Source organism: Comamonas sp. (assembly GCF_036643215.1).
In the GTDB taxonomy this organism is placed as follows: Bacteria; Pseudomonadota; Gammaproteobacteria; order Burkholderiales; family Burkholderiaceae_C; genus Comamonas.
The window spans coordinates 35,315-61,157 of record NZ_JAVXSJ010000004.1; the positions used below are offsets into that span (position 1 = coordinate 35,315).

The following is a 25,843-nucleotide window of genomic DNA, read 5'->3' on the forward strand; positions in this document are numbered from 1 at the left end:
GCCAAGAGGCGCGAACACCACCCAGCAAATTGCAGATTTGCGGTTGAGACGAGGCATGAAGCCGCAGGCAGTACAAACGTACGACAAGGCGAAATAACGACGTATCAAGGGTGGTTTTCGCGACTCTAAATTAGCCCGTGAGAGAGCAGATAAGTCACCAGATGGGTCAGCATGGCTGACTCCAGGCCGTAGCGCCAGAACATGACGCCGGCCAGCAGGCCGTAGACGATTTCACAGACCAGAAGTTGCGCCACGACGGCAGCAGACATGGTGCCCGTCACCGTCCAGCCCAGGTACACCGGAATGCCTGCCGACAGCAGAGCGGCAATGGCAATGGCCGACCAGCCAAGCAACCAGCCGGGGCGGTGTTTTGGGCTACCAAAGGCCTTCCACATCAGCCACATGACCAGCGACAACATGCCAAAGCGCAGCAACAGCTCTTCAGTAAAGCCGCCATAAAGAAGCTTGGGCAGCAGCGGCAGACCGTAGACCGGGTCGACAAACGACATGCTTTCGGGCCAGACCACCGCCAGCGTCACCAGCCAGGCAGCGCCGATTACGCCTCCAGCCACGCCCGGCAGGCTCAGCACACGCATGCCGCGCCAAGGTGTGCGCCCCTCTACGGCGGCATGGATCAGCGGCGTACTCAAGCCCACTTGCGGGCCCAGTTTCAGCCCCAGCCATATGGCCAGCGCCAGCATGATGCCCAAGCCCAGTGCCGCGATCCAGCCCAGAGTCTCTGCAGACGCACCATCTGCCAGAGTCACCAGCCAGGCGGGCGGTGCCGTGTGGGCCACAGCAATCGCACCGGGCATGCCCATGACCCACAGCGCCAGCCCCATGCGCGCAGCGGGCAAGGGCTGGGTCGCAACAGGGCGGGTGAGGCGATGGGAGGTCAAGGACATGGTGCTTTCAATCGCGCAAATTAGCCACGCATCAGCGCTTCAATTTCATCCGCCTTGACGGGCACGCCGCGCGTAATGAGCTCGCAGCCGATTTCGGTGACGATGGCATCGTCTTCAATGCGAATGCCGATGTTGTGGAACTGCTCAGGCACGCCCGCAGCCGGACGCACATAGATGCCGGGCTCGATGGTGGTCACCATGCCGGGACGCAGAATGCGGCTGGGGCGGTTGGCAATGGTTTCGCCCGAGATGGGGTCCTTGCGCTCGCTGACCACATCCAGCTCCGTGGGCTCCACATAACTGCCGCAGTCATGCACATCCATGCCCAGCCAGTGGCCAGTGCGGTGCATATAGAACTGAAAGTAAGCGCGCGACTCGATCACATCCTGCGCCGTGCCGTACTTGCGCTTGTCCAGCAGACCCAGGTCCAGCATGCCCTGTGCCAGCACGGCCACAGTGGCATCGTGCGGGTCAGTGAAGCGGTTGCCGGCCTTGGTGACGGCCACGGCCGCCTCCTGGCTGGCATGCACCAATTCATACAGCGCGCGCTGCGGGCCGGTGAATTTGCCATCGGCCGGGAATGTGCGGGTGATGTCGCTAGCGTAACCATCGAGCTCGCAGCCCGCATCAATCAGCACCAGCTCGCCGGGTCGCACGGGGGCTTTGTCGGCCTGATAGTGCAGCACGCAGGCGTTGGCACCGGCTGCCACGATGGAGCCGTAGGCCACGTATTGCGAGCCATGTTGGCGGAATTCGTGCAGGAGTTCAGCATCCAGATGGTATTCACGCACCTCTTCGCCATTGCGAATCATGCGGGCAGAGCGCTGCATGGCGCGCACATGGGCACGGGCGCTGATCTCGCTGGCACGGCGCATGATGTCCAGCTCGTGCGCGTCTTTGATCAGTCGCATCTCGTCGATCAGCGCACAGGCATCGCCCTGCTGAGTGGGGCACAGCACGCCAAAACGCGAGCGGCCACGCACCTGACCCAGCCAGCCTTCAATCTGTTCAGCCAGCCCCTTGTGGGTGGCAAACGGGAACCAGACGCGCTCGCGGTTTTCAAGCAGGCGTGGCAGGCGTGCGTTGATTTCATCGCTGGAGAAAGCCTGATCCACAGCCAGCTTTGCCTTGGCCGCTTCGGGGCCGAGACGGTAGCCCGTCCAGACCTCGCGCTCCAGGTCCTTGGGCTGGCAGAACAGCACGCTTTTTCCGTCGCTGGTCAACACCAGACAGGCGTTGGGCTCGCTGAAGCCGGTGAGGTAGTAAAAGTAGCTGTCGTGGCGATACAGATATTCGGTATCGCGGTTGCGGTGCAGCTCTGGGGCCGTGGGAATGATGGCGACACCGCCAGCGCCCAACTGGGCGGCCAAGCGTTCGCGGCGTTGAGCATAAACAGAAGTCATTGGCATATCGTACTGCCGCGCGGCCTGTTGCACATCAGCTTCACGCTGAGAGCGTCAGTAATTGCGCATCAAAACAGTGCTCTGTGTGCGTCAGTGATGCGGTTGAATCGTCGGGCACCACCGCCTCGGGCTGGCTGGCTTTCCAGCCCGACCACAGCAGGCTGCCGCCCGACAGAATCAGCAGGCCGCACACCAGCCATTCCACCAGCTTTTTGGGCAGCGCGGGTGGGCGCTTGGCGCTCCACCAGGTCACACCCGTCACCACGGGGAAGGCCAGCGCCGTCCAGCCCATCGCGCCCCAGTTCAGCTGCCCTTCCACCGCCACCATGGCGGCGCGCAACAGCGAACAGGTGACGAACATGGCAAACAGGCAATGGCGCACCAGCATGCGATCAAGCGGCTGGCGGTAGAGGTGATAGACCATGGGCGGGCCGGGCGTGGCGAAGAGGCCGCCCAGCAAACCCGATGAGATGCCCGCAAACCACAGTGCAACCGGGCCAGAAGGCTTGTCCAGCGCTTTTTTCTGCATCAGCAGCAAGAGCGCGCAAAGCACGATCACCACGCCCAGCAACATGCGCAAGCCGTTCAGCGTATTGCCGCTGAGCCAGTGCAGCAACAGCACGCCACCAATCACACCCAGCACGCTGCTGATGAGCATGGGTTTAAGCAGCGTCCAGTCCGCCTCAAAACGGTAGGCGCGCATATAGCTCGCGCCATTGATGATGGACAGCAGACAGGCCACATTGGCCGCATCGGCAATATTCATCAGGCCGGTGGCGCCGGCCACACCCACAAAGATCAGCCCGAACGCAAAACCCGTGAGGTTCTGGCAGAGCGAGGCCAGGCCCACCAGGGCCATGAAAAAAACGATTTGCATGCACTTAGACCATGGCGACCACAGGCGCCAGAAAAGGGCGCTGAGCTTAGCAGATGCTTGCGATGACAACCATCTGAGCCATTTCACCCCGCTCAAGACTGCAGAGGCCGAAATGGATAAAGCCCCGACCTAATCAAAGTGCAAGTCCGCAGCTCAGCCCTGGTTGAGCTGCGCCAGTCTCTCGGGCGTACCCACATCCACCCAGCGGCCAGTGTAGAGCGATGCGCCCACACGACCATCCGCCATGGCGCGGCGCAGCAGCGGGGCCAGCGGCGCGCGCAGGCCTTCAGGGTTTCCGGGCTGCACCTCAAACCAGGGCTGCGCAAACAGCTCTGCTTTCAGTAGCGCGATGGTGCTGTAGGTGTAGCGCGGACTGGCGTCATCTGCGGGCAGGTCGAGTGCCTTGCCGTCTTCACTCAAGCCAAAGTCACCACGCAAGTTGTGCTCGGGGTTGGGCACCAGCCACAGGTGGGCCAGTTCATTGCTTTGCGCAAAAGCCTGCGCGGCATCGGCCGCAAAAGTGAAGTCTGGCGCATGCACATCGCCTGCGGCCAGCCAGAAAACATCGCCTAACTGCGGCAACGCGCGGCTGATGCCGCCTGCGGTTTCATAGGCTTTTTCAGGCTCGGCGGAGTAGACAAGCGATAGCAGCTTGCGCTCATCCCCATTGCCTTGCAGCACAAATTGACTACCAAAGTGGGCAGGAATTTGATCACCCAGCCAGCCAGTGTTGATGACGGCGCGCGACACGCCTGCGGCCACCAACGACTGCATGTGGTGCTGCAGCAGTGGCACGCCCTGCACTTGAAGCAAGGGCTTTGGCGTGGCATCGGTCAGCGGCCGCATGCGCTCGCCACGGCCTGCGGCCAAGAGCATTACAGGGGGTTGAACAAAGGGAGAAGCAGTGGTTTTTGCAGTCATGCGCAATCAGTTTTCAGACGGACTTTTCAACAAGGCTACTGCCCGTTTTCTGAATAGCACTGTAGAGCATTGACCCGTACGCCGCCTGCGAAAACTCACCCTCCATTAAAATGATGGGCTTAGCAGAATTACACCCTCCTTTTGGAGCGCCCTGATGGCCAACACTCAACAAATGGCGAATGCGATCCGCGCACTCGCAATGGATGCCGTTCAACAAGCCAACTCCGGCCACCCCGGCGCCCCCATGGGCATGGCCGATATGGCCGTTGCCCTGTGGAGCCGCCACTTGCAGCACAACCCCGTGAACCCTCACTGGGCCAACCGCGACCGCTTCATCCTGTCCAACGGTCACGGCTCCATGCTGATCTACGGTCTGCTGCACCTGAGCGGCTACGACCTGTCGATCGACGAGCTGAAGAACTTCCGCAAGCTGCACAGCAAGACCGCTGGTCACCCCGAAGTGGGCGTGACTCCCGGCGTGGAAACCACCACCGGCCCTCTGGGTCAGGGCATCACCAATGCCGTGGGCTTTGCACTGGCTGAAAAGCTGCTGGCTGCCGAGTTCAACCAGCCCAAGCACGAAATCGTGGATCACCACACCTTCGTGTTCATGGGCGACGGCTGCCTGATGGAAGGCATCTCGCACGAAGCCGCTGCTCTGGCTGGCGCCTGGAAGCTGAACAAGCTGATCGCCCTGTGGGACGATAACGGCATCTCCATCGACGGCAAGGTCACTCCTTGGTTCGGCGATAACACACCCGCTCGTTTTGAAGCCTACGGCTGGAACGTGATTCGCGATGTCGACGGCCACAACGTGGATGCCGTGGACGCCGCCATTGCCGCCGCCAAGAAGAGCGCCGACAAGCCCACGCTTATCTGCTGCAAGACCCACATCGGCAAGGGCTCGCCCAACCGTCAAGACACGGCCAAGGCTCACGGCGAGCCTCTGGGTGCTGAAGAAATCGCTCTAACCCGCGCTGCGCTGGGCTGGACTGCTGCACCTTTCGAAATCCCTGCCGAGGTCTATGCTGACTGGAACGCCAAGGACCAGGGCGCCAAGATCGAAGCCGCATGGGACAAGAAGTTCGCTGCCTACACGGCCGCCTTCCCCGAGCAAGCTGCCAACTTCACACGCCGCATGGCGGGCAATCTGCCCGAGAACTTCGGTGAAATCGCAGCCAAGATCGCTTCCGACGCGCATGACGCCGGTGCCACCGTCGCCAGCCGCAAGGCCAGTCAGCTGGCTCTGGAAGGCCTGACCGCCGCTCTGCCAGAACTGCTGGGCGGCTCTGCTGACCTGACAGGCTCCAACCTCACAAACACCAAGTCCACTCCCGCTTTCCGCGTGGATGACAAGGGTGCCGTGGTCAAGACCGAAGAAGGCCAGATCGGCCGCCACATCAACTACGGTGTGCGCGAGTTCGGCATGGCCGCCATCATGAACGGTGTGGCGCTGCACGGCGGCTACATCCCTTACGGCGGCACCTTCCTGACCTTTGCCGATTACAGCCGCAACGCCATCCGCATGGCCGCGCTGATGAAGCAACGCGTCATCCACGTCTTCACCCACGACTCCATCGGTCTGGGCGAAGACGGCCCCACCCACCAGTCCATCGAGCACGCAGCATCCCTGCGCCTGATCCCCGGTCTGGATGTGTGGCGCCCCGCTGACACCACAGAAACCGCTGTCGCCTGGACCGTGGCACTGAGCCAGAAGAACAAGCCCACAGCCATGCTGCTGAGCCGTCAGAACCTGGCTTACTCGCCCAAGAGCGAAGACGCGCTGGACAATATTGCCTGCGGCGCCTACGTGCTGAGCGAGCCCAAGGACATCGGTTTCAAGAAGAAGGCCCAGGCCGTCATCATCGCCACCGGCTCCGAAGTGCAACTGGCTCTGGCTGCCCAAAAGCTGCTGGCCGAGCGCAAGATCGCTGTGCGCGTGGTCTCCATGCCTAGCACCACCACCTTCGACAAGCAAGATGTGAAGTACAAAAAGGCCGTGCTGCCCGCCGGCCTGCCCCGCATCGCCGTGGAAATGGGCGTGACCGACTTCTGGTGGAAGTACGGCTGCGCCGCTGTGGTCGGTATCGACACCTACGGTGAGTCCGCTCCTGCACCCGTGCTGTTCGAGCACTTCGGCTTCACGCCTAAAAACGTGGCTGACACCGTGCAGGTCGCTCTGCAAAACGCTGCCAAGTAAGCGCAAAAGGGGCCTCGCGCCCCTTTTTTCTGGCTGAAGTGGGTGCTTTTGTACTCATCAGCCATCCGGACGAGGCGCCCATCCCGCCAGTCCGGGCACAATCTGCCCCAGTTTTTGTTTTTTCACTATCCAACCATCTAGAGGCAACTATGACGATCAAGGTAGGCATCAACGGTTTTGGCCGCATCGGCCGTAACGTGCTGCGTTCCGCAGTGCAAAACTTCTCCGACATCGAAATCGTCGGCATCAACGACCTGCTGGAGCCCGACTACCTGGCTTACATGCTCAAGTACGACAGCGTGCACGGTCGTTTTGACGGCGAAGTTTCGGTTGAAGGCAACACCCTGGTCGTCAACGGCAAGAAGATCCGCCTGACACAAGAGCGCGACCCCGCAGCTCTGAAGTGGAACGAAGTCGGCGCCGACATCGTGATCGAATCCACCGGCCTGTTCCTGACCAAGGAAACCGGCCAGAAGCACATCGATGCTGGCGCCAAGAAGGTGATTCTGTCGGCTCCTTCCAAGGACGACACCCCCATGTTCGTGTTCGGCGTGAACCACGCGACCTACAAGGGCGAAGCCATCATCTCCAACGCTTCGTGCACCACCAACTGCCTGGCTCCCGTGGCCAAGGTGCTGAACGACAAGTGGGGCATCAAGCGCGGCCTGATGACCACCGTGCACGCTGCCACCGCCACACAAAAGACCGTGGACGGTCCTTCGAACAAGGACTGGCGCGGCGGCCGTGGCATTCTGGAAAACATCATTCCTTCCAGCACTGGCGCCGCCAAGGCCGTGGGCGTGGTGATTCCTGAGCTGAACAAGAAGCTGACCGGCATGTCCTTCCGCGTGCCTACGTCTGACGTGTCCGTGGTCGACCTGACCGTGGAACTGAACAGCGAAGCCACTTACGAAGAAATCTGCGCCGAAATGAAGGCCCAGTCCCAAGGCGCTCTGAAGGGCGTGCTGGGCTACACCGAAGACAAGGTCGTTGCGACTGACTTCCGCGGTGAAACCTGCACTTCCGTGTTTGACGCCGAAGCCGGTATCGCCCTGGACAAGACTTTCGTGAAGGTCGTGTCCTGGTACGACAACGAGTGGGGCTACTCCAACAAGTGCCTGGAAATGGTGCGCGTGGTGGCCAAGTAATCTCCACTGATTACAAGCTAAACATGCCTCTAGCGCTTATTGGATAAGCGCTAGTAGCTATCAAAAAGCCAGTATGGGACGCCATGCTGGCTTTTTTGTTTATTATTTTATTTGCGATTACTCACTTCGCATTTAAATATATAAATCCTTAATTATCCATATAAAAAATATAACGACCAGATATCATGTAACTTTTAGTTTCATTCATTTGTTACATGTCTGGTAAATTTATTAAATTCACTTTATCAACTCTTGCTTGCGCAGCACTGATCGCTTGCGGCGGCGGAGGAGGCAGCGGGAATAGCGCTGGCAATGGCAGTGAAACAAGCAAAACGGTTCAAGTGAACGGCGTAGCTGCCAAGGGCCTGCTTGCCAACGCACAAGTTGAAGTGTTCGCTTTAGAGGCTACAGGTCCGGCTGCCACTGCTTTGGCTAAGGGCAAGACCGATGCCAATGGCAAGTTCACTTTGAACATTCCCGCCACTACATCAAGCCTGCTGGTGGTGGTGACTGCCATTGATGGCACCACCATGCTGGATGAGACTCAAGTTGAGAATGGCAAATACAAGGCTGTAGCAGTCACCCCAGGACTGAAGCTGCGCAGTTTTGTCAAAGATGCGTCCTCTGGCACGATCACTTCCAGCGTGAATCCATTTACTGATGCCGCTGTTGCCGCCGCTGAAGGCTGGGCCAAAAACAATGATGGAAAATGGACATCCGCATCCATCAATGCCGCAATGGCACTGGCCAGCGCACTGGTGAACAACAAAGCCAACCCCTTTGAAGCGCAACCCACCAATCTGGATGGTGCAAGCGCAGCAACTGCCGCGAGCACTCATCTGATGGTTGCCTTGTCCGGCTTCATGCAAGCTGCGCAATCTTGCCAGAGCGCCAGTGGAGCCTCGGCCATTGATTGCCAACTGGAAAGCCTGCGCACTCTGGCTGCAAATGCGATTGAATTAACTCCGCAAGGCACTGCCGTCATTTCAAACCCTGAAGCGTTTGCTGACTACATCGTGGCTCAGTATGCCGCCGCCGCAGAGCTCAACAGCAAGCAAGAAAGCCCACTGCAGTCACTGGCTCAGCCCGTAGACAAGCAAGCCATCCTTGACCTGATCTCCAATATCAATGCGACCCCTGGCGGCAGCAAAGATTTCGAAACTTTCCTGGATAACCTGCGCGAGGCTTTTCTGAGCGTCGAGAAAACCATTCGCGGCGCAGAAGATACGCTGAATCAGCGCTATGCGAATTTCTCCAATGACGCTGCCACCTCTGTTCTAGATGGCATCAGCGCCTTGGATAGTTCTTGCTCCATTGGCAGCACTGGCTTCCAATGCAGACCTGGTTCTGGCTGGACACCGCAAAACGATGGCAGCGTCAAATTTTTCAGTAACTGGCCCATCGGCCCACAGCAGACTCAAACCATCTCCGTTACTGCCAAATCCACCTACGCAAACGGAAGTGGCACGATCAGTTACAAGGGGAGCATTAAAGTCAATGACGTCGTCACCTCAGAAACTGACCTGAGCCTGGATGTCAGTGGCATTGCTCCGCCAACTGCTGGCTCAACTGATTGGGTACAGATCTCGGAAGCTGTTGCAACCAAGCTGAACGGCACATATTCAGCGTATAGCGCTGGAACAAAGGCAACGCTCACGCTCGAAAACATGGCGCTGTCTGCCAGCCGTATCGATAAGACTCCCGATCCCCGCACTTGGGCAATAAGCGGTGGTGCAACAGTCTCCTCCAGCTATGGAGACACGTTCACCGGCAAACTGAGTGTTAATGGAAAGACCAAAATGCTGCCTGGAACCCAGCGCAATGTCGCCTCCATTGAAAGCCTCAAGGCTCAGCTGAACGCCGTAGTCAAGGATAGTTCCAGCGCCACAGCAAGCCTGAGCCTGAATGGCAGCTATCTGCCGACAGCCTACACAGGCTCGGGTTTTGATGCATATAGCGTCGAAAGCAGCCTCAAAATCAATGACGGCGACGTTGTCGGCTTGAACATTAGCCGCATTGCCGCAAATGCCGTCAATGCTCGGATCAATGCTGGAGCAGGCAACAACGCTGTCAACTTCTCGGCTACCGCGAATAAGACAACGGGTACTTACTGCTTCAACGCAGACGCCCTGCACCGCTTGTGTACAGACACCATCCAGATTCAGTCTGCGGACAGTCGTTACACCGCCAGCGTGAATGCTGCCACCAAGCGTGGCGACATCTTGCACAACGGCGAGAAGGTGGGAGAGATCACAGGTTCCGGAGTGCAGGTGAATGGCAAAGAATACTCGTTCTACTGATCGAGTATGCGAAATGAAAGGCCAGCGGCTGCTGGCCTTTTTTTTGCTACTCACCGCAATGCCCGCAGCCATGGCACATGAGTTTTCTGTCAGCATGGATCACAAGTCCAGCTCGGGGCTGGCTTACAAAGAGCATTGGCTGGATAAAAGTCTCAGCCCGGCCGCGAAGACGGTCGCTGCATCACTTCATGCGTCGGCAGGTGCTACCGCTGAAATTGGAGGGCTGGAGCTGGAGGTTGCCGCCAAGTACAAGGGCTACTATGTCGGCAGCGAAAATGTGTTGCACTTGGCGGCTCTGGCCAAAGACAGCAACAAATTTTCTATTCCTCAGAGCGGCATCTATTCGCTGAACGGCAGCTTGCAAATGTTGCAATCCAGACAAGTGACACTGGGGAAAAAGATGCAATGGGGAGACAATCTCCAGCTGCACTTGAAGCCTCATGTTTTCACCATTGAAGACTATCAGTCAGCCAAGTCGAGAGGCACACTTTTAGTAGCAGGGCAAGATGCGAATGTGCAAGGAACTCTTAACCGAGTGGGCACTCGTCGCTTTGGCTTTCTGGTCAATGAAAAGGAAGACCATGGCTGGGGTTGGGGCCTCGACATAGCCGGAGCCTATACCCGCGGCCCATGGCGCGTCGACTTCAGTGCCAACAACCTATTGAGCCAACTGCGCTTCTCCTCCGTCCACTACAGCGACCGTCTCTATAACGTCAAGGCTGTGAATGGCGAAATTGAGATCAAGCGCCACAACAGTTTTTCCATGACTGGGGAGTATGGACACAGGAAAAGTAATGAGCGCCTGCCGGTCCAAACGCAGATTGCCTTGAGCAATAGCAATTGGAGCCAATGGCAGCTAGGCCTGTACTCCGTGAGTGATCGAGTCACTCCTTGGCTCGCCTATCAATACAGCTATGGACCCTTGTATGCCAGAGCTACCACGATGCAGTTCCAGAACCTCTCTTTGGATGTTTCCTGGCTCAGTGCGAATGGCAGCGGTGTTGGCTTAGGCGTCACTTTTGCAGGCAATGGCAAGCCCAGGTTAGGGCAGCTCCTAGCGAAAGTGGTTTGGTAGCAACTGGCCGATACTTAACAGCGATTCACTATGAAGTAGCCTTCTTGTGAAGCCCCCCTGGTAGGTATCCAAAAGACAGATCCAGGGGCGAAAAAAGTGCATGTATGCGTTGATACATCCCACCCAGGGGCAGACAACGCATGCAGCACGTAAAGTGATGCCTTTTGATGGAGACACAACAAATGGCTCACAGCATTCACGCCCAAAGCGGGAGCATTCCTTATCGCATCTCTCTCACTGATGTGCAAGGCCACACGTGGTGGGCCGATGAGCCTGTAGCGCTCGGTGGCACCGACTCTGCCCCTAATCCGCTGCAACTCATGCTCTCCGCACTGGGCGCCTGCACAGCCATCACCCTGCAGATGTACGCGGGCCGCAAGCAATGGCCGCTGACGCAGATTGACGTGAACCTGCAGCTCAACCCCGAAGGCAAGCCCGCTGACGGCAACCAGATCACGCGCAACATCACCCTGCATGGCGAGCTGGATGATGAGCAGCGCCAGCGCCTGCTGCAGATTGCCAATGCCTGCCCTGTACACAAGCTACTGGAAGGCAGTATGAGCATCCCTACAGCTCTGGCAGAAGCCACTCAGGCATGAAAAAAGCCCTGCAAGCGATTGCAGGGCTTTTTACCTTTTTACTGTCAGGCGGGCTGGCGCGTGTAACCTGATTACACCATCACTTCCAGCGCGCCCACTTCCACATAGTACTCAAACTCACGTTTGGCCAAGGAAGCGGTTTCAGGCTGCTGGTCCTCAGGGTCCACCCAGGACAGCACATAGCTGGCAATAGCCGTATCAACCTTCATCTCGATACCTTGGGGAATCAGCTCGGATGGCCCATCTCCCACGCGGTGCTCGACCTTGCCTGTCACGCGAGCCGCAAAGTGCTCCGGGTACTGCTGCACTTCAATCGCAGAGATCTGATTACCTGGGGTGTGTTGTTCGCTCATGGTCTATTCCTCCTGCCGTTGTTAGGTCGCTGCGCACAGATGGCGCACATGAAAGCCACTGCTAGCGGCCTACGCCTTCAAAGTAGTCGACTCAAGGCTGAGTCGCTGTCAGCCGATGGGCTGAGTAGTCACGGTGGTGTAACTGCGTGCAAGGCGTTAGTTCATTCTGCCGTCTGATTGCGTGAAAGCCTTGTTTGCATGACACTCGAGACCCTTTGCCGTCAGGATTTGTCATGAGTGAATCAAAGAACTTACAACGTTTTCCCACCCGCATTGCCGATGTTGGCGGCATCCCCATCCACCGCGCCATTCCTCAAGCCGCGCTGCGCAAAGTGGGTGCATGGTGCTTTCTCGATCACGCAGGTCCTGCAGAGCCACCACCACCCGGCATGCAGGTCGGCCCCCACCCCCATATCGGCTTGCAAACCTTCACCTGGATGATTGAAGGTGAAGTTCTGCACCGCGACAGCCTGGGATCCGAACAGATTATTCGCCCCGGTCAGGTCAATTTGATGACGGCGGGCCGTGGCATTGCCCACTCTGAGGAAAGCCAGTCGCTGGGCGTGCACGCGGCCCAGCTTTGGATTGCCCTTCCCGACAGCCACCGCAACATCCCTCCTCGCTTTCAGCACTACCCCGATCTGCCAAAGACTCAAATTGGCGACTTTGCGGTGACCGTGCTGGCCGGTGAAGCGCTGGGCCTGACGGCCCCTGCAGAAGTCCACTCGCCCCTGATGGGCGTGGACCTGCTGGCCTCTGGCACTGCCAGCCCCGCACGCGCCAGCATGCTGCTGCGCGAAGACTTTGAGCATGCGGTGATGAGCATGTCCGGCGAAGTGCGCGTGGAAGGCGAAATCCTGCCGTCTGAAGACCTGATCTATCTGCCCGCAGGCACCAAGTCCGTGAACCTGGAATGCTCGCCTGGCAGCCGCCTGATCATCATCGGTGGCGAACCCATGGATGAGGCCATCTTGCTGTGGTGGAACTTTGTGGCTCGCACCACCGAAGAAATGAAAGAAGCCCAGACCCAATGGGAAGCCGAAGCCGCCAGCGCGGATGACATCATCAACGGCCAGCCACGCCGTTTTGGCAAGCCTGTGGCCTCTGCCCTGAAGTCTCTGCACTCGCCTTCGCTGGAAGGTGTGAACCTGCGCGCATCGAAATAAGGCCCGCCAGCGCTGCTTCAATTCGCACCAAATTGGTGCGAATTGAAATTTCAAACTCAACAATTAAGAGCATTTTTAATGCTCTTAATTGTTTTTGGATTCTTTTAAACGAATTCAATGCATCACAGACTTTGCCGCACAAACGTTATGCATGAAACGTTTGTACTCATGCATATCTTGCTTTCATAATCCAGCCAACGCCCTGGCCTCGAAATGCGACTTCCGTTTTTTCGTCCGGGGCGTTACCACGACCGGCTTTTGCTGCGCGTGTGAATACTCAAATCTGGAAGCAAGAAAGCACATCCATGCGTCAAGAACACGACTTCATCGGCATCAAAACTATTCCTCCCGACGCGTACTGGGGTGTTCATTCCGCACGCGCAGTGGAGAACTTCCCCATCACTGGTCACACCGTGGCACTCATGCCCGAATTGATCCGCGCGTTTGCCTTTGTCAAAAAGGCCGCCGCCCAAGCCAATCTGCAAATGGGCGCGATTAATGAGACCCAGACCCATGCCATCGCCAAGGCCTGCGACGATCTGATCGCCGGTCAGCTGCACGACCAGTTTGTGGTCGACGTCATTCAAGGCGGCGCTGGCACATCCACGAATATGAACGCCAATGAGGTGATCGCCAATCGTGCCCTTGAGCACCTGGGATTGCCAAAGGGCAGCTACGACGTGATTCACCCGAACGATCACGTCAACGCCTCGCAAAGCACCAACGACGCCTACCCCACCGCCGTCAAGCTCGCCACCTATGCTGGCATTCAGAAGCTGTTGATCGCCCTGGCTGAGTTGCGTGGTGCTTTTGAAGGCAAAGCCACTGAATTCGCCAGCATCCTGAAAATCGGCCGCACACAACTACAAGACGCCGTGCCGATGACTCTGGGTCAGGAGTTCGCAGCATTTGCCGCCATGATCGCTGACGATGAGAAGCGTCTGCGTGAATCCGCCTACCTGATGTGCGAAGTGAACATGGGCGGCACCGCCATTGGCACCGGCATCAATGCGCCTGTGGGCTACGCTGACTCTGTAACCAAGGCGCTGGCCGAAATCTCGGGCGTGCCTGTCGTCAAGGCCAGCAACCTGATTGCAGCCACTGGAGATACCGGTGCATTTGCCGACATCTCTGGCATCTTGAAGCGCGTGGCTGTCAAGCTGTCCAAGATCAGCAATGACTTGCGCCTGCTGTCTTCCGGCCCGCAAGCTGGCGTGGGCGATATCAAGCTGCCCGCGCGCCAAGCGGGCTCGTCCATCATGCCCGGCAAGGTCAACCCCGTGATCCCCGAAGTGATGAACCAGGTCTGCTTTGAAGTGATCGGCAACGACGCCGCCATCACCATGGCCGTGGAAGCGGGTCAGCTTCAGCTCAACGCCTTTGAGCCCCTGATGGGCTGGGCACTGCACAAGAGCCTGAGCCACCTGTGCAATGCCTGCAAGACACTGCAAGTGAACTGCGTGGAAGGCATTGTGGCCAACGAAGTGCTGCTGGATGCCCGCATTGCCGAATCGGTGACGCTGGTGACGGCGCTGAACCCGCTGATCGGCTACGAAAAAGCCGCCAAGATTGCCAAGACCGCCATCGCTAGCGGCAAGCAAATTGCCGAAGTGGCGGAAGAACTGGGCATCATGAGCCAGGCCGAGATGAAGAAGCTGCTGGTCGCCGACAAGCTGACTCAAGCCGGTGCACTGACCGCGGCCTGATTGCCGAGTCCAACGCAACGGAAAAGGGCATGTTCTTGATGAACATGCCCTTTTTTATTTGATATGGTTTTAGTAGCTGTCAGCGCCTGTATTTAAAGGACTGGAGGCCGAAAAACCTTCAAAATTTATGCCACAGATGCGTTCTCGTCGCTGAGATCATCTACGCCACGGACGCTATCGCGCAGGTTTTTGTCCTTCACCTTGTCCAGATCGGTTTCCACCGCGCGCTTGAGTTTTTCAATGGCGGAACTGAAAGCGTCCTTGACCTTTTCTGCCTCTGCATTCACGGCGATGGGAGGCCTGCCTGTCGCTCGGGTTTCGAGCACACAACGCTTGCCTGGGCCGCCCGTGCTTTTGAGGGCATCTACGCCTGTGAGAAAGACCTCCACACGCACCACATACTCTTTCAGGCGGGCCAGCTTGGTATTGATCTCCTCCTGAGCCCATTGAGCCAGAGACTCTCCACCCTGGATGGAATCGTCGGCATGAACCTGTACTTGCATGCAAATCCTCCTAGTCACCAAATGCCGCAACCACTGCGGCGAAATTTGTCGGGGCGCCATAAAGGCAGGCGAAACCATCGTAACGCCAGAACCTTGTTCTGCACATCAGGGCTTGTTACGCCAGCGATGGTCAGGGGCTTTATCCATTGTGGATGCGGGCTGGAGGCGATTTGAAAGAGATAGCAACAAGGGCAGTGTCTATGAGCGCTGGCCTTGCGCCAAAGCAAGAATTGCTGACCGGCAATTTGCAAAAAGTAAAGGCTTTTACGAGCGCAGTCGTCAGTTACTGCCAGCCTTTGGCTCAGGCTCTGTCACAAAGCCGATACGCGTCAGTCCTGCCGCATGCGCCCAGCCCATGACCTGCACCACGCGGCCATAAGGCACGCTGGTGTCGGCGCGCAATTGCACCTCGGCCTGCGGGTTGCGCTGCCCCAGTTGCTGCAACTGCTGCTGCACCGCATCATCGTCAGCCACAGCGCCTTGAATCCAGATTTCGCCCTGCGGGCTGACTTCCACCACCAGCGCATCGCCCTGCGCTGCGGGTGCCTGCTGGGTGGCGGCCTGCGCCTTGGGCAGTTGCACGCGCAAGCTGGCGGCCAGCATAGGGGCGGCCAGAATAAAGATCACCACCAGTACCAGCATCACATCGACCAGCGGGGTAACGTTGATGGTGTTAATGGGCGCATCCGCGCCCTGGCGTGTACTCATGCGACCAAATGCCATGGCGCTACCTTTTATGAAGCATCCACCCCAAACTGGGCGTGCAGATCATGGGCAAAACCTTCAAGAACTGCTTCCAGCTGACTAGCTGATCGGCCCAGCAGGTTGTAAGCCAGCACGGCGGGCAGCGCCACGGCCAAGCCTGCGGCAGTCATGACCAGAGCCTCACCCACCGGACCTGCGAGCTGGGCAATATCGACCTGACCGCTGCCAGCCAGCGTCCCCAGCGCATGGTGAATGCCCCAGACGGTGCCCAGCAGCCCCACGAAAGGAGCAGTGGCTCCAATCGTGGCCAGCAAAGTCTGCCCCCATTGCAGCTGGCTGGCAGCCGCGCCCAGTGCAGTGCGCAGGCTGCGCATCAAACGCTGGCCTTGCGCCGCGTGCTGGGCCAGCGATCCATAAGCCGCTGCGCTGTCGGCCTGCGCCACAGCATCCGCCATGGGCTGCACCAGACCTTGCCCGTCCAGCTGTTTGACCTTGGCCTGCGCCTGCGCCAGATCAGGCATCTGCCAGAACGCATCCACCGCCTGAGGCACGTTGCGGCGCGCAGTGGCCATGAACCAGAGTTTGTAGAGGATGACCACCCAGCTGAGCACGGACATCAGCAGCATCACCGCTGCCGTGCCCCAAGTGACGGTATCGCCTTCGGCAAGCCATTGCCACATTCCTGCAGACATCAATCACCTCGCTCCCAAAAACAGCAAGGGGCCATCATGGCCCCTTTGCAATCCGCGTTATCAGCGCAGTTTCAGCACATCGTACATATCGTACTGGCCGATCTTCTTGTCGGCCAGATAGGCCACGGCGCGCAGACTGCCGTTGGCGTAACCGGCGCGGCTGCTGGACTTGTGCGAGATCTCGATGCGCTCGCCCGTACCGGCAAACAGTACGGTGTGGTCGCCCACAATATCGCCGCCGCGCACGGTGGCAAAGCCGATGCTGTCAGCCTTGCGCTCACCGGTGTGGCCAAAGCGCTCGTACACGGCGCGGTCAGCCAGATTGGTGCCTTGGGCTTCAGCAATCACTTCGCCCATCTTCAGCGCCGTGCCCGAAGGTGCATCGACCTTGTGCTTGTGGTGAGCTTCGACGATTTCGATGTCGTAGCCACCTTCCTTCAGCGCCTTGGCTGCCATTTCCAGCAACTTGAAGGTGACGTTCACACCCGCGCTCATATTGGCCGACAGTACGAGGGAAGTCTTCTTCGCAAACTCGGCGATCTGCGCCTTCTGTTCATCGCTGAAGCCAGTGGTACCAATCACCACACCCACGCCCAGATCAGCCGCCACGGCCAGATGCTCCATCGTGCCTTCAGGGCGGGTGAAATCGATCAGGCAATCGGCCTTGGCCAGCGCTGAACGCACATCGCTTTCAATCTTCAGGCCGCTGGGCTTACCCAGAAAGGCGGAAGGATCGGTGCCGATGGAAGGGCTGTCTGCACGGTCCAGCGCAGCGGCCAGCACGCAGTCGCTGCTGTTCAGAATGGCTTCGATGAGCATCTGGCCCATGCGGCCAGAGGCACCAGCCACGGCAACGCGCTGACGGGTGGAGGTATTGGAGGTGGCTGCGGTCATGGCGCTATCACTCGGTCAAATAAACAAACGGCAGGGTTTCAATCCATGCCGTCATAAAAAAGAGAGCATCAACCGCTTACTGCAAGCGGGGATCAGCATGTTTTCGTACTTAACGCGATTCCAGCGGAGGGTAGCTGGTAGCGGCTGGCGGCAGATTGGCGGCAGCCTGCTCTGCTTCCGCGTTGTTACGCGCTGGGAACTTGGCCAGCTGCGCTTCGCTTGCTTCCAGCGGAGGAATCTTGGGTGTGCCCTTCATACCCTTGAGGCTGGCCACAAACTCGGATTCGGAAGGCATCTCGTCACCTTCGGCGCGCGCAAAGCTGTCGCCATTGAAGTAGACAGTGAGCTTGCGAATCTGCGACTCCACACCGGGGCGCTTGATGGTGAACACATATTCCCAGCGATCACCGTGGAATACGCTGGTCACCAGCGGTGTCCCCAGGATGTCGCGGATCTGCTGGCGACTCATGCCGGGCTGCAGAGCCTCGACCTGTTCCTTGGACACGAAATTGCCCTGAACCACATCAATTTTGTAAGGCGTGATGACATTGGCGACGCGGTGAGCGGCACCATCGATACTGTTGCAGCCGGCCAGTGCCGCTGCGATTGCCAGCGTCAGGGTCAGAGCTGCGCGGCTACGGGCTTGAACATGCATGGGTAATGGCATAGGGATATGATCAGGTTCATTGTAGCGGCAGGCCCGGAGACACTTGAGGATTCCCTTTATCTGCGTGTAAAGCTTCTCTGCAAACGCGTGATTCCAGCCTTCCATGTGCCCGTAGTCCACCAAGAGATAGACACATGAAAAATATTGATGAACTCAAAAGCACGGGCCTCAAAGCCACTTTGCCGCGACTGAAGATTCTGGAAATCTTCCAGAAGGGCGCTCAGCGCCACATGACGGCTGAAGATGTGTTCCGCGTACTGCTGGATGAGCGCTCGGACATCGGCTTGGCTACCGTCTACCGCGTCCTGACTCAGTTTGAGCAAGCCGGCATTCTGATTCGCAGCAATTTCGAAAGCGGCAAGGCCATTTATGAACTCGACGAAGGTCAGCACCATGACCACTTCGTCTGCACCAGCTGCGGCAAGGTCGAAGAGTTCTACGACGCCGAAATCGAAAAGCGCCAGAACCTGATCGCCAAGGAAAAGGGCTGGGTGATTCAGGATCACTCCATGGCTCTGTACGGCCAGTGCGCCGCATGCGCCACCCGCGCAACCAAGTAAACCGCGACTCATCTACAAAGGGCAGGGCATGTAAATGCCTTGCCCTTTTTACATTTGCTTCGCATTTCTCCATGCCGAGACTCACTGGTTAGACCCGCGAGCACCGCCCTGGATACACGTAGCGAAGCCTCGTCTCAACCGTAAACCTTCGGTTGACTGGGTCGTGTAGCGGCCCTTAGAACGACTCGCCTTTTTCCATGGCCCGGCGGTGGCGGAGCACAAACTCCTGATAGGTATCAATGCCGCGCAGCTGCAAGATGGCGTTGCGCACCGCAGCTTCCACCAGTACGGCGATATTTCGACCGGCCACCACCTGAATCACCACCTTGCGGATGGGTACGCCCAGCACATCCTGGGTCAGTGGCTCGGCCGGCAGGCGCTCGTACTCGCGCTCCATGGTTTCCTTGCGCACCAGATGCACGATGAGCTTGAGGCGCATCTTGCGGCGCACCGCAGTCTCGCCAAAGATAGAGCGAATATCCAGCAAGCCAATGCCGCGCACTTCCAGCAGGTTCTGCAGTAGCTCGGGACACTTGCCTTCGACCGTGGTCTGGTTGATACGGTACAGATCCACCGCATCATCGGCCACCAAGCCGTTGCCACGTGTGACCAGCTCCAGCCCCAGTTCACTCTTGCCAAGACCAGATTCACCAGTAATCAGCACACCCATACCCAGAATGTCCATGAACACGCCGTGCATGGTGATGCGGTCGGCAAAGTGCTTGGACAGGTAGGCGCGCAGCACATCGATGACGAAGGCCGACTGCTCTTTGGTCGAAAACAGGGGGATATGCGAACGCTCGCATGTGGAAATCAACTCGTCGGGCGCTTCCTGACCATCGGCCAGCACCAGCACAGGCGGCTCCAGTGTCACGATTCGCGCAATGCGGCGCAGGCAATCCTGCGAGGTGGCATTGGTCAGGTAAGCGATTTCACGCTCACCCAGCACCTGCAGACGGTAGGGGTGGATGTAGTTGAGGTAACCCACCAGGTCTGCGCCAGAGCGGGCCGAACGCACGGCCATCTCATCAAAGCGGCGTTCAGAGGCACCGAGGCCCGCCACCCATTGCCAGCGCAGGCTGGAGTTGCGAAATGCCTCGAACAGTACGTCCGCACTGATGGCGCTGGGTCTCATGGCAAGGCCCTGTCAGTCAAAAAGAAGGGGGCAAGCCTCAGGCCTGAGAGGCAACAGAAGACTGCCAGCTGTCGATCATGCTGTGCAGTAGCTGTGCATCCGAGGAGGATTTCAGACGCTCGCGCAATTGGCTGTCGCTGAGCAGCTCAGCAATCTCGGAAAGGATTTCGAGATGCTTTTGCGTCGCAGCTTCGGGCACCAGCAAAAAGATCAGCAGGCCAACAGGCTGCTCATCGGGTGCATCAAAGCCAATAGGGCTAGCCAGCTGAAACACGGCTGCCATGGGAGCCGTCAGGCCCTTGATGCGACCGTGCGGAATGGCAACTCCGTGCCCCAGTCCCGTAGAGCCCAGACGTTCGCGAGCGAACAGGCTATCGGTGATCAAGGCACGAGACAGACCATGCAAGCTCTCAAAGAGTAAACCCGCTTCCTCGAAAGCGCGTTTCTTGCTGGTGACATCAACGCTCACAAGCACTTGAGCGGGTGGAAGGATAGAAGCTAGGCGATTCATGGTGTGATCAACAATTATGCACCGCAGCGCTGGAAACCGTGGGGAAACCCTGATCACTATCAAAAACCGCCCCATAGGGCGGAGTGTTTAGCGTTGTAACAAGGCGACAGCCATGCAACAAATTGGCGCAAACGCTGGGTTTGCGCCAAGCTTTCATCAAACTGACACCTCCGCCAACTGCATGCCATCCGAATCCAGACGTTTGGCCCCCGAACGAGGCCCCTGCAGACGCGTTTTATAGCGCATGACGACACGGTCAAGTTTGTCTGCCAGAGCATCCACTGCGGCGTAGAGGTCGAAGTGCTGCGTTTCTACAAACAAATCTTGCCCTTTCACCCGCACCGTGCAGCCGGCGCGCTGGCGTTTGTCTTTTTCCTTTTGCTTGTGAACGGTGAGAAGAACCTTCACGTCAACCACTTGATCGAAGTGCCGAAGAATGCGCTCCAGCTTGGCCATGACATAACTACGCAGCGAGGGAGTGACCTCCAGGTGATGGCCGCTAATCGTCAGATTCATAACAAAACACTCCTTAGCTCTCAGTGAAATCTCAGCGGTCTCGCAGCCCTTGATGGCTGTGCCGCAGCCTTGCAGTTCTGAATGCGCATTCGTCTTTGCCTGTGAATCCACTATGCGCCCGGCCTCGGCCAAAGGCAAAGAAAAAACGCTGATAGCGCAGTCTCATCTGGGGCCTTGTATGGCAGTTTGATGACATGCTGTTTTGGCTACACAATGAGTGGCTTTGCGCTGCATGAGAGGGGCACTTTTTCATGTCTCCAAGGCTTGTATCGCGGCATACCTGCCCACTCAAAGACCGTGACCGTCCAAACGCCTGCCCGCGCCAGTAAAATCGCGTTTTACGCAGCCGCTTATCGAGCCTGCGACGCTGGCAGCCCCCTGTGGCTTCAGGCGCCTGCTGACCGACTGCTCGCCTGAATTGCCTGACAGCCTTCTATCTCGACCATGACCACCCAGCCTTCTGCCCTGCACACTTCCAACATTGCCTCGCTGCCATTGCTCGCACGTGGCAAGGTCCGCGACAACTACGCCGTGGGCGATGACCGCATCCTGATGGTGGCGTCCGACCGTCTGTCCGCTTTTGACGTGATCATGGGCGAGCCCATTCCAGGCAAGGGCGTGCTGCTGACGCAGATGGCGCTGTTCTGGTTCGACAAGCTGGGCCATATCTGCCCCAACCACCTGACAGGTGAATCGCCTGAGTCCGTGGTCAAGCCCGAGGAAGTCAAGCAGGTCGAAGGCCGCTCCATGCTGGTCAAGCGCCTGAAGCCCGTGCTGATCGAAGCCGTGGTGCGTGGCTACCTGGCCGGCAGCGGCTGGAAGGAATACCAGGAGTCGCAAGCTGTGTGCGGCGTGAAGCTGCCCGCAGGCCTGACCAATGCCGCCAAGCTGCCCGAGCCCATCTACACCCCCGCCGCCAAGGCCGAGATGGGTGACCACGACGAAAACATCACCTACGAGCGCACCGTGGAAATGGTGGGCGAGCAACTGGCCGCCCAGATCCGCGACACGGCCATCCGCATCTACAAGGAAGCAGCCGAGATCGCTCTGACCAAGGGCATGATCATTGCCGACACCAAGTTCGAATTCGGCCTGACCGAAGAGGGCGAGCTGGTGCTGATGGACGAAGTGCTGACCCCCGACAGCTCGCGCTACTGGCCCGTGGAAGGCTATGCCGACGCACTGGCCGCTGGTGCCAACCCTCCCAGCTACGACAAGCAGTTCGTGCGTGACTGGCTGGAACAGGCTCAGGTCAACGGCAAGCCATGGGACAAGAAGGCTCCATCGCCCCGCCTGCCCAAGGAAGTGATCGACAAGACCGCTGCCAAGTACCGCGAAGCGCTGGAACGCCTGACTGCCTGAGCAAACTAAGCGCTGAATAAAGAATGGCCCCCGGACAAAAATCCGGGGGCCATTCTTTTTTGATAGCTGCCAACGCCTGTTGTACCTGGGCTAAGGCCCTGAAACACTACAAATCAGCAGCTATCCAGTGCTGAGACGTGCAGACAGTGGCAGCGCCACGGCAAACGGCTGCAACGACGTATCAGCGCCACTGCGGCGAACTAATTAATGGTGGTGGCCGTGGCCGCCGTGTACGTGCTTGTGGGCAATTTCTTCGGGCGTCGCAGCGCGCACTTCGTTGACCACGGCGGTAAAGCGCAGTGCCACACCAGCCAGAGGGTGGTTGCCGTCCAGCTGCACCACAGGGCCTTTGATCTTCACGACGTTGTAGATCTGGGGCTCGCCCTGATCGTTGGCACCGCGCAGCTGGCCGCCGACCTTCACGCCCGCAGGGAACTCGCCCTTGGGGATGGTGCGCAGCAGGCTCTCGTCGCGGGCGCCAAAGGCGTCTTCCACGGCCAGATCCACCGTCACGGTATCGCCCTTTTGCTTGCCGTCCAGAGCGGCTTCGACCTTGGCGAAGATATTGTCATAGCCACCGTGCAGGAAGGCGACATCGCCCTTGTCCAGCAGTTTGACGGCCACGCCGCCCGCGAGCAGCTCGTGAATCTTGTAGTTGATGGTGACAGCAGTGTCTTTGGTGATGTTCATGGCTTGGCGTTCGGTCAAAACAAAGCCGCCACGGCCCGCAAAGGTCGTGGCGGTCAGGCGCACATTGTGGCAGCGTTTAAACAACCGCCGCAGGGGGCGCGTTTTCAGGCAGTTGCCACTACAGGCGGCAGATCATCCTCGGCGGCACCGGGGTAGCGGGCAAAACGACGATTCTCAGCGCCATGCACCGGGTCGTTGTCCTTCCAGGGCCAGCCGCCGAACTGGGTACGGCGGTAGTCCTGCATAGCCTGCATGATCTCTTCCTGCGTGTTCATCACGAAGGGGCCGTACTGCGACACGGTCTCGCCAATGGGCTTGCCCTGCAGCAGTACCAGCTCCACCACGTCGTCGCCGGTGTTGACCAGCTCAACGTCGCTTTGCGCATCGATGTGCATGGCCAGGTGCTGCTTCACGGCTTCGCCGCCCACAGACAGGCTCTTGCCCATAAAGAAGTAGAGCATGCGGTGGGTTTCAGCCCCAGCGGCCTTGGGCATGGTCCAGCGGGCACCGGGCTCCAGCTCCAGCGTCCAGATGGCGACATCGCTGCCAGCCTCCGAAGCCCAGGACTCTGGAGGAGGCGGCAAGGTCTTGTCCACGCCTTCCAGCACGCCAGCCACCACGGTCACTTTGGTCTTCTTGCCTGCAGCATCGCTGAAGGTCACGCGCGGAATCTGCTCGTTCCAGAACATGGTGAAGTGCGGCTCCACCATCTTGTTCTTGGCAGGCAGGTTCAGCCAGATCTGGAACAGCTCCAGCGGGTTGGGCTTGTCGCTGTTGAGCAGCGGGAACATCTCAGAGTGCTGAATGCCCTTGCCGGCCGTCAGCCACTGCACATCACCGCCGCCAAAGCGCGCTGCCGCGCCCAGCGAATCGGCATGGTCAATACGGCCCTTGCGCACCAGCGTCACGGTCTCAAAGCCACGGTGCGGGTGACCGGGGAAGCCGGGAATCGGCTCGCCGTGGTACATGGAAAAGCCGTCCTTGGCGCTGAAATCGCTGCCCATCTCGCGGCCCTCCAACTCCACGGCCTGCACACCCATCTTGCCGTTGCTGGCAGGGTAGGTGTCATCGTGGTGAGCGCAGAACAGGAAAGGATCCAGGCAGGGCCAGCGTGGGCCGAGTGGAGCGCTTTCGAGAATGGTTTTGCGATTCGTGGTCATGGAATTCTCCTCTTGAGGGCCGCTGCCATCTGCAGGGCCTGAGTCTCAAAGATAAGGCCTGACCACCTGTTTGAAAGACATCACTGGCAGGACAGTGTTTTCAGGTTTTGCAACAGCGACAAAGATCGCAGCCGCTCAGTCACGCGGCGGCATGTTTAGACCTTTTTGCACGGCTGGCCGGGCCACAAAGGCGGCCAGCACACGCTGCAGTTCGGGGAAGTCGCTCCAGCCCACCAGCTCAGCGGCGTTGTAACCTGCCTCCACCACCATATTGCGCACCCAGGGCCAGATGGCAATGTCCGCAAGCGTGATCTGCTCGCCCATGATCCACTCTCGGCCCTGCATACGCTGCTCCAGCACACCCAGCAGACGCTTGGATTCATTCACATAGCGGTCACGTGGGCGCTTGTCTTCAAAATCCTTGCCCGCGAACTTATGGAAGAAGCCCACCTGGCCAAACATGGGGCCGACGCCGCCCATCTGGAACATCAGCCACTGCAGGGTTTCATAGCGCGCAGCAGGGTCTGCAGGTAGCAGCGGGCTGCCGGTCTTTTCTGCCAGATAGATGAGGATGGCGGCCGACTCAAACAGCGCCAGCGGCTGACCGCCGGGGCCTTGCGGGTCAATGATGGCGGGAATCTTGTTGTTGGGGAAGGTGCCCACGAACTCGGGCGTGAGCTGGTCATTGGTCTGAAAGCTGACCAGATGCGCCTCATAAGGCAGCTGCATTTCCTCCAGCGCGATCGACACCTTCACGCCATTGGGCGTGGGCAGCGAATACAGCTGAATGCGCTCGGGGTGCTGAGCAGGCCATTTGCGGGTGACGGAAAAGTCGGCGAGGGTGCGGGTCATGCGGCGGTCTCCTGAAAAAATGCTTTGCCGCATCGTAACGGCAGAGCTTGCTCAGCGCAGTAGCTGCCAGAACATCTGCACACAGGGCGATGGTGCCTGCTGCATGCTCACCATGGCAATGCGCGAGTGGCGCGCGGCATCGGCCAGCGGCTGCAGCACCACGCCGGGCGGGCAGATGCGCTCATACACACTGGGCACGATGGAAAGTCCCAGCCCTGCGGCCACCAGCGCCAGCATGGTCGAGGTCTCGCGCGCGGGCTGGGCGATGCGCGGCACAAAGCCGGCTTCGCTGCACAGCGCCAGAATATGTTCGTGCAGCCCGCCGCCCAGCACGGTGGGGTGCAGCACAAAGGGCTGATCGGCCAGAGCGCTCAGCGCCACGGGCAGCGAATCTGCCGCCTGCCTGGCGGGCAAGGCCAGCATCAGCTCGTCGCGCCACAGCGTTTGCTCACGGATGGGCACGGGAATGCGAAACGCGGGCGAGGGCCGCATAAAACCAATATCAATCTGCCCGGCAGTCAGCGCCGCAATCTGCTCACCCGTGGTCATGTGCTGCAAATCAAGCTCTACCTCGGAGTAGCGGGTGCGGAAGTCGCGCAGCATGGCCGAGAACTCGTCAAACAGCGGCACCGAGGCGGTGAAAGCAATGCGCAGCCGCCCCGCCAGCCCATGGGCTGCCATGCGGCACAGCTCACCGGCCTGCTGGTGCAGCTCCACAATCTGCCTGGCCTTTTCCTGCAGCAGCAGGCCCGCAGGCGTCAGCGTGACCGCCCGGCGCGAGCGTTCAAACAGCTGCGCCCCCATTTCCTGCTCCAGCAGGCGTATCTGCTGGCTCAGCGGGGGCTGGCTCATGTGAAGGCGCTGGGCGGCGCGGCTGAAGTTCAGCTCATCGGCCACGGCCAGGAAACAAGTGAGGCGGCGCAAATCCATAGGACGATTTTCG

Annotated in this window: 26 protein-coding genes; 9 read left to right on the forward strand and 17 right to left on the reverse strand. The window is 58.9% G+C overall.

The genetic code is table 11. From position 1 onward, the window contains the following. Positions 1-125 precede the first annotated feature (125 nt). From RSF91_RS04495 to RSF91_RS04510, 4 genes are all read right to left on the reverse strand, one after another. Positions 126-905, reverse strand: coding sequence for an abortive infection protein (locus RSF91_RS04495; protein ID WP_332567293.1), 780 nt, complete (start codon positions 903-905; stop codon positions 126-128). A 20-nt stretch (positions 906-925) separates the two neighbouring features. Beyond that, entirely contained in the window at positions 926-2,308 is a 1,383-nt protein-coding gene (locus RSF91_RS04500; protein WP_332567294.1) for an aminopeptidase P N-terminal domain-containing protein, read from the reverse strand. 40 nt (positions 2,309-2,348) lie between these two features. Then, on the reverse strand, positions 2,349-3,185 hold the full coding sequence (locus RSF91_RS04505) for a sulfite exporter TauE/SafE family protein (RefSeq protein WP_332567295.1): 837 nt from the start codon (positions 3,183-3,185) through the stop codon (positions 2,349-2,351). Between the two features lie 153 nt (positions 3,186-3,338). Further along, a complete protein-coding gene (locus tag RSF91_RS04510; protein WP_332567296.1) occupies positions 3,339-4,061 on the reverse strand; it encodes a nucleotidyltransferase family protein in 723 nt (240 codons plus the stop codon). A gap of 199 nt (positions 4,062-4,260) precedes the next feature. Here RSF91_RS04510 and tkt point away from each other — a divergent pair, with 199 nt between their 5' ends. The 5 genes from tkt (at position 4,261) to RSF91_RS04535 (ending at position 11,428) form a co-directional block, all read left to right on the forward strand. After that, positions 4,261-6,306: a transketolase gene (gene tkt / locus RSF91_RS04515; protein WP_169106340.1), complete on the forward strand. Its 2,046-nt coding sequence runs from the start codon at positions 4,261-4,263 to the stop codon at positions 6,304-6,306. Positions 6,307-6,455: 149 nt separating this feature from the next. Continuing rightward, on the forward strand, positions 6,456-7,454 hold the full coding sequence (gene gap / locus RSF91_RS04520; protein ID WP_332567297.1) for a type I glyceraldehyde-3-phosphate dehydrogenase: 999 nt from the start codon (positions 6,456-6,458) through the stop codon (positions 7,452-7,454). 215 nt (positions 7,455-7,669) lie between these two features. Further along, positions 7,670-9,754 (forward strand): hypothetical protein, encoded by a 2,085-nt coding sequence (locus RSF91_RS04525; RefSeq protein ID WP_332567298.1) that lies wholly within the window; start codon positions 7,670-7,672, stop codon positions 9,752-9,754. Continuing rightward, the gene (locus RSF91_RS04530) at positions 9,729-10,829 is read left to right on the forward strand and encodes a hypothetical protein (protein ID WP_332567299.1); all 1,101 of its coding nucleotides are present in this window, start codon (positions 9,729-9,731) and stop codon (positions 10,827-10,829) included. The genes RSF91_RS04525 and RSF91_RS04530 overlap by 26 nt, the downstream gene beginning before the upstream one ends. A 182-nt stretch (positions 10,830-11,011) precedes the next feature. Then, positions 11,012-11,428, forward strand: a complete 417-nt coding sequence (locus RSF91_RS04535; RefSeq protein ID WP_332567300.1) for an OsmC family protein — start codon at positions 11,012-11,014, stop codon at positions 11,426-11,428. 71 nt (positions 11,429-11,499) lie between these two features. On the opposite strand, the gene RSF91_RS04540 is transcribed toward RSF91_RS04535, so the two are convergent. Continuing rightward, positions 11,500-11,781: a hypothetical protein gene (locus RSF91_RS04540; RefSeq protein ID WP_332567301.1), complete on the reverse strand. Its 282-nt coding sequence runs from the start codon at positions 11,779-11,781 to the stop codon at positions 11,500-11,502. Between the two features lie 233 nt (positions 11,782-12,014). On the opposite strand from RSF91_RS04540, the gene RSF91_RS04545 reads away from it, so the two are divergent. Together RSF91_RS04545 and RSF91_RS04550 are read left to right on the forward strand one after the other, a co-directional pair. Then, positions 12,015-12,947, forward strand: a complete 933-nt coding sequence (locus RSF91_RS04545) for a pirin family protein (RefSeq protein ID WP_332567302.1) — start codon at positions 12,015-12,017, stop codon at positions 12,945-12,947. A gap of 305 nt (positions 12,948-13,252) precedes the next feature. After that, the gene (locus RSF91_RS04550; protein ID WP_332567303.1) at positions 13,253-14,653 is read left to right on the forward strand and encodes an aspartate ammonia-lyase; all 1,401 of its coding nucleotides are present in this window, start codon (positions 13,253-13,255) and stop codon (positions 14,651-14,653) included. Between the two features lie 125 nt (positions 14,654-14,778). Here RSF91_RS04550 and RSF91_RS04555 read toward each other — a convergent pair whose 3' ends face one another. From RSF91_RS04555 to RSF91_RS04575, 5 genes are all read right to left on the reverse strand, one after another. Beyond that, complete coding sequence (locus RSF91_RS04555; protein WP_332567304.1) at positions 14,779-15,156, reverse strand: HPF/RaiA family ribosome-associated protein; 378 nt, start codon at positions 15,154-15,156, stop codon at positions 14,779-14,781. A 279-nt stretch (positions 15,157-15,435) separates the two neighbouring features. Further along, positions 15,436-15,879, reverse strand: a complete 444-nt coding sequence (locus tag RSF91_RS04560) for an ExbD/TolR family protein (RefSeq protein ID WP_332567305.1) — start codon at positions 15,877-15,879, stop codon at positions 15,436-15,438. A gap of 11 nt (positions 15,880-15,890) precedes the next feature. Next, positions 15,891-16,553 carry a MotA/TolQ/ExbB proton channel family protein gene (locus RSF91_RS04565; protein ID WP_332567306.1) on the reverse strand — a complete coding sequence of 221 codons (663 nt, stop codon included), beginning with the start codon at positions 16,551-16,553 and terminating at the stop codon, positions 15,891-15,893. A gap of 60 nt (positions 16,554-16,613) precedes the next feature. Next, the gene (dapB, locus tag RSF91_RS04570) at positions 16,614-17,447 is read right to left on the reverse strand and encodes a 4-hydroxy-tetrahydrodipicolinate reductase (RefSeq protein WP_332567307.1); all 834 of its coding nucleotides are present in this window, start codon (positions 17,445-17,447) and stop codon (positions 16,614-16,616) included. 109 nt (positions 17,448-17,556) lie between these two features. Further along, positions 17,557-18,102 (reverse strand): outer membrane protein assembly factor BamE, encoded by a 546-nt coding sequence (locus RSF91_RS04575; protein WP_332567308.1) that lies wholly within the window; start codon positions 18,100-18,102, stop codon positions 17,557-17,559. Between the two features lie 146 nt (positions 18,103-18,248). Here RSF91_RS04575 and fur point away from each other — a divergent pair, with 146 nt between their 5' ends. Continuing rightward, positions 18,249-18,674, forward strand: coding sequence for a ferric iron uptake transcriptional regulator (fur, locus tag RSF91_RS04580; protein WP_332567309.1), 426 nt, complete (start codon positions 18,249-18,251; stop codon positions 18,672-18,674). A gap of 175 nt (positions 18,675-18,849) precedes the next feature. On the opposite strand, the gene hprK is transcribed toward fur, so the two are convergent. The 3 genes from hprK to hpf all read right to left on the reverse strand — a co-directional run bounded on the left by hprK (position 18,850) and on the right by hpf (position 20,836). Continuing rightward, positions 18,850-19,809 (reverse strand): HPr(Ser) kinase/phosphatase, encoded by a 960-nt coding sequence (hprK, locus tag RSF91_RS04585; protein ID WP_099739258.1) that lies wholly within the window; start codon positions 19,807-19,809, stop codon positions 18,850-18,852. Between the two features lie 37 nt (positions 19,810-19,846). Further along, complete coding sequence (locus RSF91_RS04590; protein ID WP_099739260.1) at positions 19,847-20,320, reverse strand: PTS sugar transporter subunit IIA; 474 nt, start codon at positions 20,318-20,320, stop codon at positions 19,847-19,849. A gap of 156 nt (positions 20,321-20,476) precedes the next feature. Beyond that, a complete protein-coding gene (gene hpf, locus RSF91_RS04595; protein ID WP_332567310.1) occupies positions 20,477-20,836 on the reverse strand; it encodes a ribosome hibernation-promoting factor, HPF/YfiA family in 360 nt (119 codons plus the stop codon). A 444-nt stretch (positions 20,837-21,280) separates the two neighbouring features. On the opposite strand from hpf, the gene RSF91_RS04600 reads away from it, so the two are divergent. Beyond that, the gene (locus tag RSF91_RS04600; RefSeq protein WP_332567311.1) at positions 21,281-22,198 is read left to right on the forward strand and encodes a phosphoribosylaminoimidazolesuccinocarboxamide synthase; all 918 of its coding nucleotides are present in this window, start codon (positions 21,281-21,283) and stop codon (positions 22,196-22,198) included. A gap of 204 nt (positions 22,199-22,402) precedes the next feature. Here the strand turns inward: RSF91_RS04600 and RSF91_RS04605 are convergent, their stop codons facing one another. The 4 genes from RSF91_RS04605 to RSF91_RS04620 form a co-directional block, all read right to left on the reverse strand. Then, the gene (locus tag RSF91_RS04605; RefSeq protein WP_099740042.1) at positions 22,403-22,888 is read right to left on the reverse strand and encodes an FKBP-type peptidyl-prolyl cis-trans isomerase; all 486 of its coding nucleotides are present in this window, start codon (positions 22,886-22,888) and stop codon (positions 22,403-22,405) included. Positions 22,889-22,992: 104 nt separating this feature from the next. Then, positions 22,993-24,048 (reverse strand): pirin family protein, encoded by a 1,056-nt coding sequence (locus RSF91_RS04610; RefSeq protein ID WP_332567312.1) that lies wholly within the window; start codon positions 24,046-24,048, stop codon positions 22,993-22,995. 135 nt (positions 24,049-24,183) lie between these two features. Continuing rightward, positions 24,184-24,900, reverse strand: a complete 717-nt coding sequence (locus RSF91_RS04615; protein ID WP_099739269.1) for a glutathione binding-like protein — start codon at positions 24,898-24,900, stop codon at positions 24,184-24,186. A gap of 51 nt (positions 24,901-24,951) precedes the next feature. Then, complete coding sequence (locus RSF91_RS04620; RefSeq protein WP_332567313.1) at positions 24,952-25,830, reverse strand: LysR family transcriptional regulator; 879 nt, start codon at positions 25,828-25,830, stop codon at positions 24,952-24,954. Positions 25,831-25,843: the final 13 nt, after the last annotated feature.